Genomic DNA, 15,373 nt, shown 5'->3' with positions numbered 1-15,373 from the left:
GATTCAGTGTCCCGCGCTCCTGCGGGTACGGCGCAATCTTCTTGTCGAACGCCTGAACCTTCGCTGTCCACTTACGGGTAGACCGCAGGGTTGCGTGCAGGCGACGGACCGCCTTGTGAACTACAGGCCCAAGGTGCGCAGATAAGCGGCGGCGCTGCGCTCGACGCGATACTCGTCGACGGCCTGTCTAAGCATCTCGGGCGCCAGCGGCTCGGCGAGTACCTGCGACACGGCGACTGCCAGGGCCGCATGGTCGCCGACGTTCACGAGGGGTCCATAGCGGCCTTCGGCGAGGAGTTCATCGGGGCCGCTCGGACAGCGCGTCGAGACGCTGGGCACGCCGAGCGCGAGCGCTTCGGTCAATGCATTCGGCGAGCCTTCCCAAGCCGAAGACAGCACGAACAGGTCGGCCTTCGAGAGCCAGGCATAGGGGTTTTTCTGAAACCCCGCGAAGTGCAGTCGATCGGCGACGCCGAGCTCCTGCGCCAGCGCGGCCAGCGCATCGCGGTCGCGTCCCTCGCCGAGCAGGATCAGGCGCGCGGGTCGCTGCGCCTGCATGGCCGCGAACGCGCGGATCAAGGTCGGAAAATCTTTCTGCCGCGTGAGCCTGCCCATGCCCATGATCACGGGCTCGCCGCGCTGCTCGCGCGGCGGCAGCCAGGGGTGGTCGACGGGCTCGCGCGCCAGCGCTTCGAGCTCGGGCGTAATGACCGGGTTTCGGATCACGCGCACGCGCTCGGGCGCCAGGCCGGTGATCGCGAGGGTGTCCTGGCGTACGCCTTCGGAGACCGCGATGACGCCGCTCGCGAGCGCGTAGAGCCTGCGCATCGGCGCCGTGCGCAACCAGCGATTGAACGCCGACTTGCGTTCGAGCGCGGCCGACAGGTTGGTGCCCAGGCGTATCCACAGCGGCATCTGCGCACCGACGCGCGCACGCGCGCGGATCGCGGCGCGCCCGGCGCGATCCTTGGCGACGAGCATCGCATCGGGCCTGGCCTGCCGCAGGTAGCGCGCGATCTCGCCGACGCTGGTCCACGAATGCCGGGATTCGAGCCGGATCAGGTTCACGCTGGGCGGAATGCGGCTCACGTGATGCCCCTGCGCCTTGATCGCGAGCAGATCGACCTGCACGTGATTCGCGAACTCGGCGCAGAGATGGGTGACCATGCGCTCGACGCCGCCATCGCCCGAGAACGACAGCAGCACCGCGAGGCGCTTGTTTGCAACGCCGCCGGAAGCCTGCCCGGAATGAGGGTCGTGCATGCGCCGCTACAGCCAGGCCAGCGGATCTTCTTCCGCACCGGGCGCGCTCGCGGTCTGCTCGATGAACAGCCGATGCCAGATCGCGAACTGCAGCAGGCTCCAGATTTCGCGCGAGCGCTGCGCGGTATCACCGGCGAGCAATTGCCGCACGGATGCGGCATCGCACCAGCGGCGGATCGCCTCGCTGCGCGGCAGCTTGTCGCGCAAGCCATCGAGAAACGCACCGGCCAGCCATTCGCCCACGGGTACGTGAAAGCCGCGCTTGGGCTGCCATAGATGGTCTTTCGGAATGAAGCCTTCGGCCCAATGCTTGATGAAGGTCTTGCCTGCCTTTTTGGACACCTTGAGCGAGTCGGGCAGCGCAAGCCCGAACTCGATCACGCGATGATCGACCAGCGGCACGCGGCCTTCGACCGAAAAGCTCATGAGCATGCGATCGCCCTTCACGAGCAGATCGTCCGGCAGGTTGCCGACGAGGTCGACGTACTGCCTGCGTTGCAGATCGCTCCAGGATTTGGGCGTCTGCTGCCAGGCCGCGACGACGCCTTGGCGATATGCCGCGAGCGCCGGCTGCAGCTCGGGTACGAACAGCTTGCGCGTCCATGCGGCATCGAGTTCGGCACGCACGCGAAAACCGCCGCTGCCCCCGAAGCGCAGGCTCTTGTAGAAGCGTTCGGCCGCGCCGGGCCGATAGCGTCCATAGCCTGCGAAGGCCTCATCGCCACCTTCACCGCTGAACACGACCTTGAGCTCGCGGCTCGCCGCTTCGGCGAGCGCGAGCGTCGGCAGGCAGGCGTAGTCGCGCATCAGATCGTCGGCCGCCCACACCGATCGCGGCAGCCGATGGAACACCTGCGCAGGGCTCAGGCGTATCGGCGTGTGATGGGCGCCGAAGTGCTGCGCGATGCGGGCTGCGTCGTCGAGTTCGTCGCGCATGCGCGCATCGCTGTAGCCGATCGAGAACGTCCGCACCGGCGTGCTCTGGTGCTTCGTCAGCAGGCCGAGCAAGACCGCCGAATCGACACCGCCCGACAGGAACAGTCCGTAGGGCACGTCGGAGCGCACGTGCTCGCGCATCACCTGCGCGATCAGCGGCTCCCATTCCTCGAGCGCCTGTCGTTGATCGAGCTTGCGCGGCGCCACGTCGAGCGCCGACCACCAGCGCTGGCGCTCGATGCCGAGCCTGGCGTCGATGCGCAGCGCATGGCCGGCCGGCACGCGCCGGATGCCGCGCACGATGGTGTCTTCGCCGGTCGAATACTGGTTCTGGAAATACTGCGCGAGCGCGCCCTCGTGCAGTTCCACCTTGGGCATCTGCGGCAGCAAGGCCTTGAGCTCGGATGCGAACAGCACGCGATCGGGCAGCACCGCGTAGTACAGCGGCTTGATGCCGAGCCGGTCGCGCACGAGCCAGAGCTCCTGCGTGAGGTGATCGTAGAGCGCGAACGCGAACATGCCATGCAGGCGCTTGAACGATTCGCGTCCCCAGGCCGCGAAAGCCTGCAGCGCGACCTCGCTGTCCGATTCACACGAGAACTGCCGCCCGAGCGCTTCGAGTTCGGCGCGCAGCTCCGGAAAGTTGTAGATCTCGCCGTTGCAGACGATCGCGTAGCGCTTGCGCGCATCGAAGATCGGCTGATGCCCGCCCGCGATGTCGATGATCGCGAGCCGCGTATGCGCGATGCCGAAGCCGTCCGCGAGATAGAAGCCGGTGTCCTCGGGGCCGCGATGTCCGATGCGCTCGGCCATGGCGGCGAGCTCGGACTCCTGCGCGCGACGGTCACGATGCACGACTCCGGCGATGCCGCACATCAGCTGCGTTCCTGCAGAACCGCGCTCACCGGAACATTCACGGGCTCAGACCGGATCGAAGCGATAGCCGAGCATTTCGACATCGCGTGCGAAGTGGCGCGCGACGAGCTCGGCGGTCTCGTCCGTGTAGTAGCTGCGATAGTCGCGAGTACGATCGGTGGCCTTGCGCTTGTGCGGGAGTTCGCGACGGCCCACGCCGATGCGCTTGCAGATCGTGTCCCAGTCATCGGACAAGCTCTCGTAGCGGCCGATGAAGTCGACGAGCTTGCGCCCCTGCAGGTCGACCAGGTAATCGGTCTGCAGCGTGATCGAGGTGTCGAGATGATATTGCCAGGGACGCTCGAGATTGAGCTTCCAGCGCAGGAAGGATTCGAAATCCTCCTGCCCCGCCAGCAGCTGCGGCCGCTCGCGCTTGAGGTGGTGGTAGCTCGACACCTGCAGATCCCAGGGGTTGCGCACGAACGCGAACTTGAACAGCGAATCGAAGTAATCGCGCGGCAGCATTTCGAGCGCTGCGATGATCTTGGAATGCCGCGGCAGCTTGGCCGCGATGCGATGGCCCGACAGGTGATCGAGACGCGAGCAGATCGCCTGCAGCAGATACATCGGATCGCGCATCTGCAGCTTGCGCAGCGAGGCGCGCACGCTGGTGCCGCCGGTCTTGGCGATGTGGACGTAGAGAAAGCGGAATCGATGGCTCAGGACCACGGCAGGGGTTCGGCGGCAAATCAGACGCGTAGTCTACCCAACCTTTCCGCCCGGGCGCGGGAGATCGCCGCCCGCAGCCCTCAGCCTGTTCACGATCCGGCGATCGCTGCGCTGGCTTGTAAAACGGCCCGGTGCAAGGAAGGACCGACGCGGCGTACCGGACGTACGCGACGAGAGAATGACGCCGCAATGGGCCATTTCACAGCCCAACGAAGGGTTGATGCCCAGGAGGCGCCGTGGCCGACAGCCCGTAAACAGGCGCTTACTCGGACGCCAGACCTACCCGCTTCCAGATCTCGCGCACCTGCGCTCGCTGCTCGGCGAACGCCTCGGCCGGCGCCAGCACGGGCTGCTGCTGCAGGCCGCGCGCATGGCTCCAGGCACGCAGGCTCCGATAGGCCGCAATCAAAGTGTCACGATCGGTTTCAGCCAGCACACCGGCGCTGACGAGGTCTTCGAGCTGGCGCCAATTGTCCGACCAGCGCAGCAGCTCGGGCTTGCCGGGCGCCTCGCGCAGCAACAGGTACTGCGTGATGAACTCGAGGTCGATGAGCCCGCCCTCGCCCTGCTTGATGTCCCAGTTCGTCGCCGTGGATTTATCGAGGCTCGCGCGCATCCTGGCGCGCATGTCGATGATGTCCTGGCGCAGCTTGTCGGGATCGCGCGCTGCGCTGAGCACCTCGCGGCGTATGGCTTCGAAGCGTTCGCCGAGGCTCGCGCTGCCGGCGACCGTGCGTGCCCGCGTGAGCGCCTGATGTTCCCAGGTCCAGGCCTCGCGGCGCTGATACTGCGCGAAGGCCTCGATGCTGCTCACCGTGAGCCCGGAACGCCCGCTCGGTCGCAGTTCGAGATCGACTTCGTAGGCGCGCCCGGCCGGCGTCAGCGTTTGCAGCCAGTGAATCACGCGCTGTGCCCAGCGCACCATGAACACGTCGCCGCCGATCGGCCGGCGCCCGCCTTCGGTTTCCTGGTCGGGCGCATCGCAATCGTGCACGAAGACCAGATCGAGATCGGAACCGTAGCCGAGCTCGATGCCGCCGAATTTTCCGTAGCCGATCGCGGCGAGCCCGGCCACCTGGCCATCGCGCCGCAGCGGAACGCCATAGCTCGCGCGCAGCTCGGCGTACGCACGATCGAACGCGACCTGCAGCACCGCCTCCGCGAGCCAGGTCAGGCGATCGGAAACCTGCACGAGCGGCAAGCTGCCGGCGACGTCGGCCGCGGCGATGCGCAGCGTGGTTTCGAGCCGGTAGCGGCGCAGCGCGTCCATGCCGGCTTCGGTTTCATCGTCCGTGATCTGCGAGAACACATGATCGAGTTCGGCGCGGATTTCGGCCTTGTCGGGCGGCGCATAGAGCGTGCGCGCATCGAGCAGCTGGTCGAGCAGCGCCGGGTTGGTCGACAGCAGCTGCGACACCCACGGGCTCGCGGCGCACAGGCGCACGAGATGCCCGCGCGCGATAGCCGATTCGCGCAGCAGCGTCAGATACGTCGATCGCCCGCCGATGGCCTGCAGCACGCCGAGCACGCGCGTCGCAGCGGTTGCGGGCTCGCTCTCCTGCAGGGTTTCGGCGAGCAGCAGCGGCAGCAGGGCGCGCAGGCGGTCTTGCGAAGTCTGCGACAGCGTGCGCGTTCCGCGTGCATCGCGCAGATCGCGCAGGCGCTTGCAGATATCGGCCGCGGCATCGCCGAAGTCTTCGCGGGCGAGCGGCTCGAGCGCGCTCTGCTCGACGCTCAGATCCGGCGATTCGGCCCACAGGCGCTCGATCAGCGCGGCCAGGTCCTGCTCGGGATCTTCATGGCCGGGCTCGGCGAACACGCGCGCGAATTCGTGATGCACGTCTTCGCGCACCTCGGTGAAACGCTGCACGAGCGCGGGCCAGCCGTCGAAGTTCAGCGCCAGGCACAGCGCCGCGCGCGGCTCGTCCGCGAGCGGCAGCGAGTGCGTCTGCTCGTCGGCGTAGATCTGGATCGCGTTCTCGAGCCGGCGCAGAAACACGTAATGCTCGTCGAGCTTCTTCGCGGTCGGCTCCGGCAGGTGCCCGGCCTCGGCGAGATAGCGCAGCACCGGGCGCAGGCGCGGATCGCGCAGCCTCGGCTCCTGCCCGCCACGCACGAGCTGGAACGACTGCACGATGAACTCGACCTCGCGGATCCCCCCGCGGCCGAGCTTGACGTTGTCGTCCTGGCGTCGACGCGCGACGTCGTCGGCGATCAGCTTCTTGAGCGAGCGCAGGCTGCCGATCGCGTTGAAATCGAGATAGCGCCGATAGACGAAAGGCCGCAGGCGCTGCAGCAATTCGTTGCCCGCCTTGATGTCGCCCGCGACGGGCCGCGCCTTGATCAGCGCGTAGCGCTCCCACTCGCGGCCATGCTGCTGGTAGTAGTCCTCGGCCGCGTCGGAGGCGATCGACACCGGGCCCGCGCTGCCGAAAGGCCGCAGCATCAGGTCGACGCGGAACACGAAGCCATGCTCGGTGCGCTCGGCAATCAGCTTGGTGACCATCTGCACGACGCGCTTGAAGAACTCGCTGTTGTCGAGCGCATGGCTGCCGTCGGTTTCACCGCTCGCCGTGTGGCAGCAGATCAGATCGATGTCGGAAGAGAAGTTGAGCTCGCGTCCGCCGAGCTTGCCCATGCCAAGGATCACCGGCGTCGCGCGCGCGCCCTGCGCATCGCGCGGCTGTCCATAGCGCAAGCAGAGCGTGCGCATCGCGTGATCGAGCGCCGCCGCGCAGCAGACTTCGGCGAGCGTGGACAGATCGCCGAGCGTTTCGTCGAGCTGGGCCAGACCGGCGAGCTCGCGATAGCCGATGCGGCCCATCTCGCGATCGCGCAGGCCGCGCAGCTCGCGCATCACGCGGGCTTCGTCCGCTTCGTCGCCGAGCAGCAGCTTGAGTTCGGCCTCGAGCTCACCGGCCGCGCGCGGCTGCGCATAGGCTTTTTTCTCGGCCCACTGCGGATGGCGCTTGAGAACCGCGCCGATGAAACGGCTCGCGCGCACGGTATCGGCAATGTCGGCAACCGGCATCGAAACTCCCCGGATTCGTGAACTTCGGACTCTGGCAGGGGCGCAGTTTAGGCCAGCGTCCGCCGCGCCGTGCGCACACGCCTCAGAGCAGGCGCGTCCACGGCGTACGCAGCGGATCGCGCGAGCGCAGGTCGCCGGCCTCGCGCTTGCGCTGCAGGCGCCGCTCGAAGGCCTTGCGCATCTCGCCACCCCGTTCCCAGCGCTGCGTGTTCGCGTCCGCGACGAGCTTGGGCGTGATGGCGATGGCGTAGACGTCGTCGAGCAGGGCGTAGGGCGCGATCTCGCTGAGCTGGTCGATGAACAAGCCGTCGCCGCCATAGGTGCCGACGAAGTCTTCGTCGTAGCCGTTGATCTTCCAATAGCGATCGCGGCGCACGAGAAAGCTGTTGCAATGCGGCCTGGATGCGAAGCGATTGCGCAGGGCGCTCAAGCCCGGGCGATGCAGCATCGCATCGAGCACGCCGCTCGAAGAGTCGCCGAACAGGCGATCGAAAGAGCGCGGCAGGAACACGCGCTGCAAACCGTAGTGCCGGTCGGCGATCAGCGCCTTGGCGAGCAGCCTCCGCAGGGCCAGCGGTGGCAGCAGGATGTCCATGTCGCTCATGAACATCCAGGCCTCGTCCTCTCCGACTTCGTGCGCCCCGATATTGCGCGCCGCGTGCTGATGCCAGGCGATGTCGCGGTCGACGCGCAGCAGTTTCTTGTGCACACGGCACTCGCTGAAGATCGGCAGTGCCGGATGCTGCGGACTCGCATCGTCGACGAGCACGATCTCGACGCGGTCGACGAGCTCCGGCGCATACGTGTTCCAGTTGCGCACCTGGCGGCGCAGCATCTGCGGGTTGTCGTAATACGGATAGACCAGTCGCAGCTTCGGCGGCACGAGTGACGAGCCCGCTCAGTTCGAACGCGGAGCGCCGAGCCCGAGCGCCTCGAGCGCGCCGCGGTCCCACACACGCTCGCCCTGCGCGCCGTCGACGATGCCCATGTGCTGGCTGAAATCGAAATGCGTCCACGGAATGCGGCGCTGCTCGAGCAGCGTGCGCGTGTCGCGCAACCAGGCCTGGCGCGAAGCCGGCGCGGTATTGGTCTTGACCGCGCCGAACTCGCTGCACCACACGGGCACGCCGTTCTGCGCCTGCCATTGCGCGACCTTGTCGAGAATCGCGGCGAGCTTGCCGCGATTCCATTCCTGCTGGCCGTAGTAGCGCGCGTGCGGCTGCGCGTCGGCGTCGAGCGAGGCCAGCAGCGGCGCGACCAGCGCTTCGGTCGACGGATACGGCAGGCCGCGCAGCTTCGCCCACATCGGCCAGCCCCACCAGGCGCCCTGGTGCGTGAAGTTCATCGGCTCGTAGAAATGAAAGCTGTAGACCAGGTTGGTATCGAGGAAGGGCTTCAGCGTGACGAGTTCGTCGACCGAGGAATACTTGTGCCCCGCGACGACGATCGTGTGCCGGGGCGCCGCGTCGCGCACCGCGCCGGCAAGCGTCTGCATGAGCGCGACCGAGGCCGCCGCGTTCTCGGTCGCCGGCTCGTTGATCACCTCGAACACCAGCTTGTCCGCCGGAACGCGCGCCGACAGCTGTCTGGCCAGGCTCCACCAGAGCGCGGCGACGGTGTCGCGCCAGGGCTTGTCGGTGAGCATGCGATCGAGATCGTCGGTGGTCGTGGTCAGCGTGACCACCGCGAGCAGCTGGTTCGCGGCGACGAGCTCGACCGCGCGCGCGAATTCGTCGGCATGCGCCGGATCGATCTTCGAGGGATCGCGCGGATCGGCGATCCAGGCGCGTTCGAGCGGAATGCGCACATGGCGAAAGCCTATGCTGCGCAACTGCGCAAGATCGGAGCGATCGGGCCAGAACAGCCGTGGCTCGATCTTGGGGTTGTCGCGATTGGCGAACCAGAACGAGAGATTGATGCCGCGCGAGAGCTTGGACTGCACGACGGCAGGCACTTCGGCGAGCGCGGAACCCGCGCCCAATGCCAGGAGTGCGAATACCGCCAGCAGGCGGAAGCGGTGAAACGATCGGGTGATCACGAAGCGCATGAGGCAAAGATGCCTGCTGGCCGCTTTAGTTTCAAAAGCCTCTGTTTTCAGCGACGGCTCGGCTCAAGCGAAAAGGGCGCCCGAAGGCGCCCTTTTCGTACTGCTCGTTTTGAAAGGCGCCGCCAAGGATGGCGGCGTCCTGTCAGGACGACATCAAAAATCGCCCATGCCACCCATGCCGCCCATGCCACCCATGTCCGGAGCGCCGCCCATGGCGGGAGCGTCCTTCTTCGGCGCTTCGGCGACCATGGCTTCGGTCGTCAGCAGCAGGCCGGCCACCGAGGCCGAGTTCTGCAGGGCCAGACGCGTCACCTTGGTCGGGTCGATGATGCCGAACTCGATCATGTCGCCGTAGTTGCCGTTGGCGGCGTTGTAGCCGTACGCACCGGTGCCTTCGAGAACCTTGTTCAGCACCACGCTCGGCTCATCGCCCGAGTTCTTGGTGATCTGACGCAGCGGCTCCTGAATGGCGCGACGCAGGATGTTGATGCCGATGGTCTGGTCTTCGTTGCTGCCCTTGAGGCCATCGAGAGCCTTGGAAGCGCGAACCAGCGCAACACCGCCGCCGGGGACGATGCCTTCTTCGACGGCCGCACGGGTGGCGTGCAGGGCGTCTTCGACGCGGGCCTTCTTTTCCTTCATTTCGACTTCGGTGGCGGCACCGACCTTGATCACCGCAACACCGCCGGCGAGCTTGGCGAGGCGTTCCTGCAGCTTCTCGCGGTCGTAGTCGCTGGTGGCCACTTCGACCTGCTTGCGGATCTCGAGGACGCGAGCTTCGATCTGGCTCTTCTCACCGGCGCCGTCGACGATGGTGGTGTTTTCCTTGTCGATCTGCACCTTCTTGGCGTGGCCCAGATCCTGGATCGTGGCCTTCTCGAGCGACAGGCCGACTTCCTCGGCGATCACGGTGCCGCCGGTCAGGGTGGCGATGTCCTTGAGCATTTCCTTGCGGCGATCGCCGAAGCCCGGAGCCTTGACGGCCGCGACCTTGAGGATGCCACGCAGGTTGTTGACGACGAGGGTGGCGAGCGCTTCGCCTTCGACGTCTTCGGAGATGATCAGCAGCGGACGACCCTGCTTGGCGACGCCTTCGAGGATCGGCAGCAGATCGCGGATGTTGCTGATCTTCTTCTCGGTGATCAGGATCAGCGGGCTGTCGAGCTCGACCGTCTGGCTCTGCGCGTTGTTGATGAAGTAGGGCGACAGGTAGCCGCGGTCGAACTGCATGCCTTCGACGACGTCGAGCTCGTTTTCGAGGCCCTTGCCTTCTTCGACCGTGATCACGCCTTCCTTGCCGACCTTGTCCATGGCGTCGGCGATGATGGCGCCGATGGCGTCGTCAGCGTTGGCCGAAACGGTGCCGACCTGGGCGATCGCCTTGCGGTCCTTGCACGGAACCGAGAACTTCTTGAGTTCGGCGGTGACGGCTTCGACGGCCTTGTCGATGCCGCGCTTGATGTCCATCGGGTCGACGCCGGCGGTGACCGACTTCAGGCCTTCGTTGACGATGGCCTGGGCCAGCACGGTGGCGGTGGTGGTGCCGTCGCCGGCGGCGTCGGAGGTCTTGGAAGCCACTTCCTTGACCAGCTGGGCGCCCATGTTCTGGAACTTGTCGGCCAGCTCGATTTCCTTGGCCACGGACACGCCGTCCTTGGTTACGGTCGGGGCGCCGAAGCTCTTGTCGAGCACGACGTTGCGGCCCTTCGGGCCGAGGGTCACCTTGACGGCGTTGGCGAGGACGTTGACACCCTGCACCATGCGCGAGCGAGCGTCGTCGCCGAATTTGACGTCTTTTGCAGCCATGTTGATTGCTCCTTGAATCGAATAGGGGTTGAGGCGACGACTTACTTGACGATGACGGCCAGGATGTCGTCTTCGCGCAGCACGACCAGTTCGGCGCCGTCGATCTTCACTTCGGTGCCCGAATACTTGCCGATCAGAACGGTGTCGCCCGCCTTCACGGCCGGCTCCTGCAGCTTGCCGTCGTCGGTGCGCTTGCCCGGGCCCACTGCGATCACTTCGGCCTTCAGCGGCTTCTCGGCGGCCGAGTCCGGAATCAGGATGCCACCGGCGGATTTCTTCTCTTCTTCAAGACGCTTGACGATCACGCGATCGTGCAGGGGACGCAGACTCATAGGGTTCACTCCATTCATTGTTCAAAACTGGTCGGGCATCGAAGGCGGCGCGGCGGTCTTGGTCGACCTTTGTTAGCACTCTCCCATCGAGGCTGCTAATTCTTGTGGACGCGCTTTCAGCTTTCAAGAGGGTCCAGGAGCGACGGTGTAAGGAAAAGTCTGGTGAACCTGTTCGGCCAAGCCTACAACCGCCGGTCTGAATCACCCTTCACAATCGTCCAAGAGCTGTTTAATCTGGGAGGTAACTGGCTGGATCGCCAGCCTTAATAAGAATGTTCGTTCACTCAGGGAACCTTTACATGCCTAGCTTCCGCCGTAACGCGTGGGCCTCCGCGGCCGCCTTGCTCGTCTCGATGATCTCCGCGCAGGCCTTGGCGCAGGACGAAACCAGCACCGAATCGACCGACGCCAGCTCGTCGGCAACCGAAACCAGCTCCGAGACGCTCAGCTACATCGGCCTGACCGGCAGCTACCTCGATCTCGACAAGAAGCGCTTCCCGAAAGACGGCACCGGCATCAACGCCTTCTACGGCCGCCAGATCGGCGGCAACTGGTTCTGGGAAGCCCAGCTGCTGACCGACGTGCAGGAAACCGACGTCAACGGCTTCACCGATTTCTACCGCCACGCCGGCGGCCTGGACCTGGTCTACTCGCTCAACGAACGCCGCACCTGGTCGCCGTTCCTGCTGCTCGGTATCGGTGGCGATTACACCGACGTGGTGCCGGACAGCGACGACAAGTGGGCGTTCTTCGCCAACGCCGGCCTGGGCCTCGTCTCCAAGCCGATGGGCACCTACGGCCTGCGCTTCCGCGCCGAAGCCCGCTACGTCTACGACGACTACAAGAGCGGCAACAACGACTTCCGCTACAGCGCCGGTATCGAGATTCCGCTCTCCCCGTACGACCGCACGCCGGTCGCACCGGTTGCGCCGCCGGCTGCCGAGCCGGTCTCGGTGGTTCGCACCGAAACGCTGGCTGACAGCGACGGTGACGGTGTGCCAGACGCGGGCGACAAGTGCCCGGGCACCCCGCAGGGCATGCCGGTCGACGGCGTCGGTTGCGGCCTCTCGCAGGTCATCACCCTCACCGGCGTGAATTTCGACTTCAACAAGGCCTCGCTGACGCCGGACTCGCGCAAGATCCTCGAGGAAGTGGCGCTCAAGGTGAAGCACTTCGCCGACGTGCCGATGGAACTCGAAGGCCATACCGACAGCATCGGTTCGGACTCCTACAACCAGAAGCTCTCCGACCTGCGTGCGAACTCGGTGCGTGAGTTCCTGATCGAGCAGGGCGTCCCGGGCGACAAGCTCACCGCCAAGGGCCTCGGCGAAAGCCACCCGGTCGCCGACAACGGCACCGATGCCGGTCGCGCGCTGAATCGTCGCGTCGAGCTGCACATCGCCGGCCAGCAGGCCGCGCCGAGCGTGCCGGTCGACGCCAACGGCGCTCCGCTGGAAGGCGCTGGCGCTCCCGCGCCGGCCGAAGCCCCGGCCGCCGAAACCGCTCCGGCCGACGCTCCGGCGCCGGCCGAAGAGGCCGCACCGGTGGCCGCCGATGAAGCGGCTCCGCTGTAACGAGGCAAGGCGTTAAATAACCACGATGCGTGCCCTCACTGCAGAGCGCGCATCGTGGTTACGCAGCATCCCTTCGCTGCATCCACACGCTGTACGACGATTCATCCGATGCCGTCGGCCGGCGCCATCGCCCGATCACGGCGATTGCGACTCGTGTTGCCCTCCCATCCCAGCTCGCCAATTCCCCTTATCAGTACCTTGTTAGTAAACGGACTCGCTAATGAACACCTTCGACGTAATCAAGAAAACCCTGGTTGCCGGCTTCGTGCTGGCATCCGCCGCCCTCGCCGGATGCGAGGCTCAGGGCGATCGCAGTGACCTTCCCGGCAACGGCAGCGCCGGCAGCATCGTCGATGTCGAGGGATGCGCGGTCCCGGTCAGCGGCACGCTGTGCGTGCTCGGCGGCAAAGATCACGAGGGCGGCCTCGTCGATGTGCTGCTCTCCCCGGACGGCCCGCTCGGTCCGATCGCCGGCGCCATCGATTCTTCCGAACTGACCGACGCGCTGGTTACGCTGCTGGAGAACGACAACGGCTCGCTGGCCAGCATCCTGACCGGCCTGTTCATGGACGGCCAGCTGGTCGCCGGTCTGCGCGAGCTGCTGCTCGGCGTCGACGGCACCGGCAACAACGGCCTGGCTTCGATCATCCAGGGCGTGCTGACCCCGAACGAGCAGGGCCAGGGGCTGGTCAACCTGTTCGGCGAGGAAGGCATCCAGGGCCTGGTCGTGGCGCTCGCCACCGGCGCCGATTCGGATTGCCAGGCCCCGCTCGGCACGCTCTGCCTGATCGCCGGCGAGAACAGTGACCAGGTCGGCCTCGTCGATCTGCTCGCCACCTCGAACGGCCTGCTCGGCGCGCTGAGCCCGACGCTGACCAACGGCGTCACCGACGATGTCGTCGCCACGCTCGGCGATCTGCTCGCATCCAACGGCTCGCTGCCGGGCCTGCTCCAGGGCCTGATTCAGGAAGGCCAGCTCGCCAGCGCGCTGCAGGTGCTGCTGATCGGCGAACCCGACGCCGGCGTTCCGAGCGGCCTCGTGCAGGCGCTGCAGAACCTGTTCACGGGCCTGGGCTCCACCATCGGCGAAGTCGTCGACTACATCGGCGGCCTGCTCGGCCTCAACCGGCCGTAAGCTGCTTCATCCGCCTTCTTCTGAAGAAGGCTGAACGACGGCCTGATGCGCGCCCCGCATCAGGCCGTTTTTCTTTGCGCGCGGCGCAGGCTTCGGTCTGCTGCGCGATCGGGAATCTGCTCAGGCACGCACCTGGGCCGGGCGGCATACTTTCTGCAAACAACGGCCTTTCGCCGTATCAAGATCACAGACCAACGTGCACCGGGAGAATCAATGAGTCTGGCCGCCAAGCTGCTGCGCACCAAGCCCATCGTCGAAGCGGGTACCGACTCGGGCCTCAAACGCGTTCTTGGCGCCCTGGACCTCACCTTGCTCGGGATCGGCGCGATCATCGGCGCCGGTATCTTCGTGCTCAGCGGCATCACCGCCGCCACCCAGGCCGGGCCGGCGGTGGTGCTGTCGTTCGTCGTCGCCGGCTTCGCCTGCGCCTGCGCCGCGCTGTCGTATGCGGAAATGGCCTCGTCGATCGGAGGCAGCGGCAGCGCCTACGGCTACGGCTATGCGGCGCTCGGCGAGTTCCCGGCCTGGATCATCGGCTGGATGCTGCTCTGCGAATACATGGTGGCGATTCCGGCGGTTTCGGCGGGCTGGTCGGGCTACGCGGCCGACGGCCTGCGCGCGATCGGACTGGGCCTGCCCGATGCGCTCACGCATACCCCGCTCGATCCCAAGCTGCCCGGCCTCATCAATCTGCCGGCTTTCATCATCGTGCTCGTGCTCGGCGGGCTGCTCGCGGTCGGAGCCAAGGTCAGCGCCCAGTTCAATGCGATCATGGTGGTGGTCAAGGTACTCGCCATCTTCACTTTCATCGTCGCCGCGATTCCGCATGTGACGCCGGCGAACTGGACGCCGTTCATTCCGCCCGAAGTCATCGGCACCGACGGCCGCCCGCATTTCGGCATCAACGGCATTTTCACGGGCGCGGCAACCATCTTCTTCGCCTATCTGGGCTTCGACGCCGTCTCCACCGCCGCCGAAGAAACCCGCAACCCGCAGCGTGATCTGCCGATCGGCATTCTCGGTTCGCTGTTCGCCTGCACCGCGCTCTACATCGTGGTGTCGGTGCTGCTGACCGGGCTGGTTCCGTACACCGAGCTCAACGTGCCGTCGCCGGTCGCCCATGCGCTGCTGCAGATCGGGGCCAAGACCACCGCCGGGCTGATTTCGATCGGCGCCGTCGCCGGCCTGACAACCGTCATGCTGGTGATGTACTTCGGCCTCACGCGCGTGCTTTTCGCGATCGCCCGCGACGGCCTGCTGCCGCCGTTCTTCGCCTACGTGCATCCCAAGACCGGCACGCCGCTCGGCTCGATCCTGGTCTCGGGCCTGGTGATGCTGGTGTTCTCGGGCTTCGTGCCGCTGGGCCGTCTGGCCGAGATCGCCAACATCGGCACGCTCGGCGCTTTCGTCGTGGTTTGCGCGGGCGTCATCGTGCTGCGCCGGGCTCGTCCGGATCTGCCGCGCCCGTTCAAAACCCCGTTCTCGCCCGTCATCCCGGCGCTCGGCGTGCTGTCCTGCAGCTACCTCATGTATCTGCTCGGCCCGCACACCTGGATCGCCTTCGGCGGCTGGATGGCGATCGGCCTCGTCACCTATTTCCTCTACGGCTACCGAAACAGCCGGCTCGGCAAGGGCGTCTTCACTCCAACGATCGTCTAAGCCGTC

11 protein-coding genes are annotated in these 15,373 nt (G+C 66.3%); 3 read left to right on the top strand and 8 right to left on the bottom strand.

Annotation, left to right across the window (positions count from 1 at the left end; translation table 11 throughout):
* Positions 1 to 120: 120 nt before the first annotated feature.
* The 8 genes from WQQ_RS12875 to WQQ_RS12840 all read right to left on the bottom strand — a co-directional run bounded on the left by WQQ_RS12875 (position 121) and on the right by WQQ_RS12840 (position 10,999).
* Entirely contained in the window at positions 121 to 1,263 is a 1,143-nt protein-coding gene (locus WQQ_RS12875) for a glycosyltransferase (RefSeq protein ID WP_007185634.1), read from the bottom strand.
* A gap of 6 nt (positions 1,264 to 1,269) precedes the next feature.
* Positions 1,270 to 3,075: an asparagine synthase (glutamine-hydrolyzing) gene (gene asnB / locus WQQ_RS12870; RefSeq protein ID WP_007185633.1), complete on the bottom strand. Its 1,806-nt coding sequence runs from the start codon at positions 3,073 to 3,075 to the stop codon at positions 1,270 to 1,272.
* Positions 3,076 to 3,120: 45 nt separating this feature from the next.
* Positions 3,121 to 3,783 (bottom strand): sulfotransferase family 2 domain-containing protein, encoded by a 663-nt coding sequence (locus WQQ_RS12865; protein WP_007185632.1) that lies wholly within the window; start codon positions 3,781 to 3,783, stop codon positions 3,121 to 3,123.
* Between the two features lie 262 nt (positions 3,784 to 4,045).
* On the bottom strand, positions 4,046 to 6,814 hold the full coding sequence (gene glnE / locus WQQ_RS12860) for a bifunctional [glutamate--ammonia ligase]-adenylyl-L-tyrosine phosphorylase/[glutamate--ammonia-ligase] adenylyltransferase (protein WP_007185631.1): 2,769 nt from the start codon (positions 6,812 to 6,814) through the stop codon (positions 4,046 to 4,048).
* Positions 6,815 to 6,896: 82 nt separating this feature from the next.
* Entirely contained in the window at positions 6,897 to 7,697 is an 801-nt protein-coding gene (locus WQQ_RS12855; protein ID WP_007185630.1) for a glycosyltransferase, read from the bottom strand.
* A gap of 15 nt (positions 7,698 to 7,712) precedes the next feature.
* The gene (locus tag WQQ_RS12850; RefSeq protein WP_007185629.1) at positions 7,713 to 8,861 is read right to left on the bottom strand and encodes a glycoside hydrolase family 5 protein; all 1,149 of its coding nucleotides are present in this window, start codon (positions 8,859 to 8,861) and stop codon (positions 7,713 to 7,715) included.
* Positions 8,862 to 9,014: 153 nt separating this feature from the next.
* On the bottom strand, positions 9,015 to 10,667 hold the full coding sequence (gene groL, locus WQQ_RS12845; protein WP_007185628.1) for a chaperonin GroEL: 1,653 nt from the start codon (positions 10,665 to 10,667) through the stop codon (positions 9,015 to 9,017).
* Between the two features lie 41 nt (positions 10,668 to 10,708).
* The gene (locus WQQ_RS12840) at positions 10,709 to 10,999 is read right to left on the bottom strand and encodes a co-chaperone GroES (protein ID WP_007185627.1); all 291 of its coding nucleotides are present in this window, start codon (positions 10,997 to 10,999) and stop codon (positions 10,709 to 10,711) included.
* Between the two features lie 299 nt (positions 11,000 to 11,298).
* Between WQQ_RS12840 and WQQ_RS12835 the strand changes: the two genes are divergently transcribed.
* From WQQ_RS12835 to WQQ_RS12825, 3 genes are all read left to right on the top strand, one after another.
* Positions 11,299 to 12,573 carry an OmpA family protein gene (locus WQQ_RS12835; RefSeq protein ID WP_157534680.1) on the top strand — a complete coding sequence of 425 codons (1,275 nt, stop codon included), beginning with the start codon at positions 11,299 to 11,301 and terminating at the stop codon, positions 12,571 to 12,573.
* Between the two features lie 220 nt (positions 12,574 to 12,793).
* Positions 12,794 to 13,708 carry a hypothetical protein gene (locus WQQ_RS12830; RefSeq protein ID WP_007185625.1) on the top strand — a complete coding sequence of 305 codons (915 nt, stop codon included), beginning with the start codon at positions 12,794 to 12,796 and terminating at the stop codon, positions 13,706 to 13,708.
* 213 nt (positions 13,709 to 13,921) lie between these two features.
* Entirely contained in the window at positions 13,922 to 15,367 is a 1,446-nt protein-coding gene (locus tag WQQ_RS12825) for an amino acid permease (protein WP_007185624.1), read from the top strand.
* Positions 15,368 to 15,373 lie beyond the last annotated feature (6 nt).

The organism is Hydrocarboniphaga effusa AP103 (assembly GCF_000271305.1).
Taxonomy (GTDB): domain Bacteria; phylum Pseudomonadota; class Gammaproteobacteria; order Nevskiales; family Nevskiaceae; genus Hydrocarboniphaga; species Hydrocarboniphaga effusa.
This window is presented reverse-complemented; position numbering and strand designations above follow the sequence as displayed.

What these genes read in the sequence shown, in the direction of transcription:
- WQQ_RS12875 (WP_007185634.1), bottom strand. Translation starts at nt 1,263, where the DNA reads ATGCACGACCCTCATTCCGGGCAGGCTTCCGGCGGCGTTGCAAACAAG.
- asnB (WP_007185633.1), bottom strand. Translation starts at nt 3,075, where the DNA reads ATGTGCGGCATCGCCGGAGTCGTGCATCGTGACCGTCGCGCGCAGGAG.
- glnE (WP_007185631.1), bottom strand. Translation starts at nt 6,814, where the DNA reads ATGCCGGTTGCCGACATTGCCGATACCGTGCGCGCGAGCCGTTTCATC.
- WQQ_RS12850 (WP_007185629.1), bottom strand. Translation starts at nt 8,861, where the DNA reads ATGCGCTTCGTGATCACCCGATCGTTTCACCGCTTCCGCCTGCTGGCG.
- groL (WP_007185628.1), bottom strand. Translation starts at nt 10,667, where the DNA reads ATGGCTGCAAAAGACGTCAAATTCGGCGACGACGCTCGCTCGCGCATG.
- WQQ_RS12840 (WP_007185627.1), bottom strand. Translation starts at nt 10,999, where the DNA reads ATGAGTCTGCGTCCCCTGCACGATCGCGTGATCGTCAAGCGTCTTGAA.
- WQQ_RS12835 (WP_157534680.1), top strand. Translation starts at nt 11,299, where the DNA reads ATGCCTAGCTTCCGCCGTAACGCGTGGGCCTCCGCGGCCGCCTTGCTC.
- WQQ_RS12830 (WP_007185625.1), top strand. Translation starts at nt 12,794, where the DNA reads ATGAACACCTTCGACGTAATCAAGAAAACCCTGGTTGCCGGCTTCGTG.
- WQQ_RS12825 (WP_007185624.1), top strand. Translation starts at nt 13,922, where the DNA reads ATGAGTCTGGCCGCCAAGCTGCTGCGCACCAAGCCCATCGTCGAAGCG.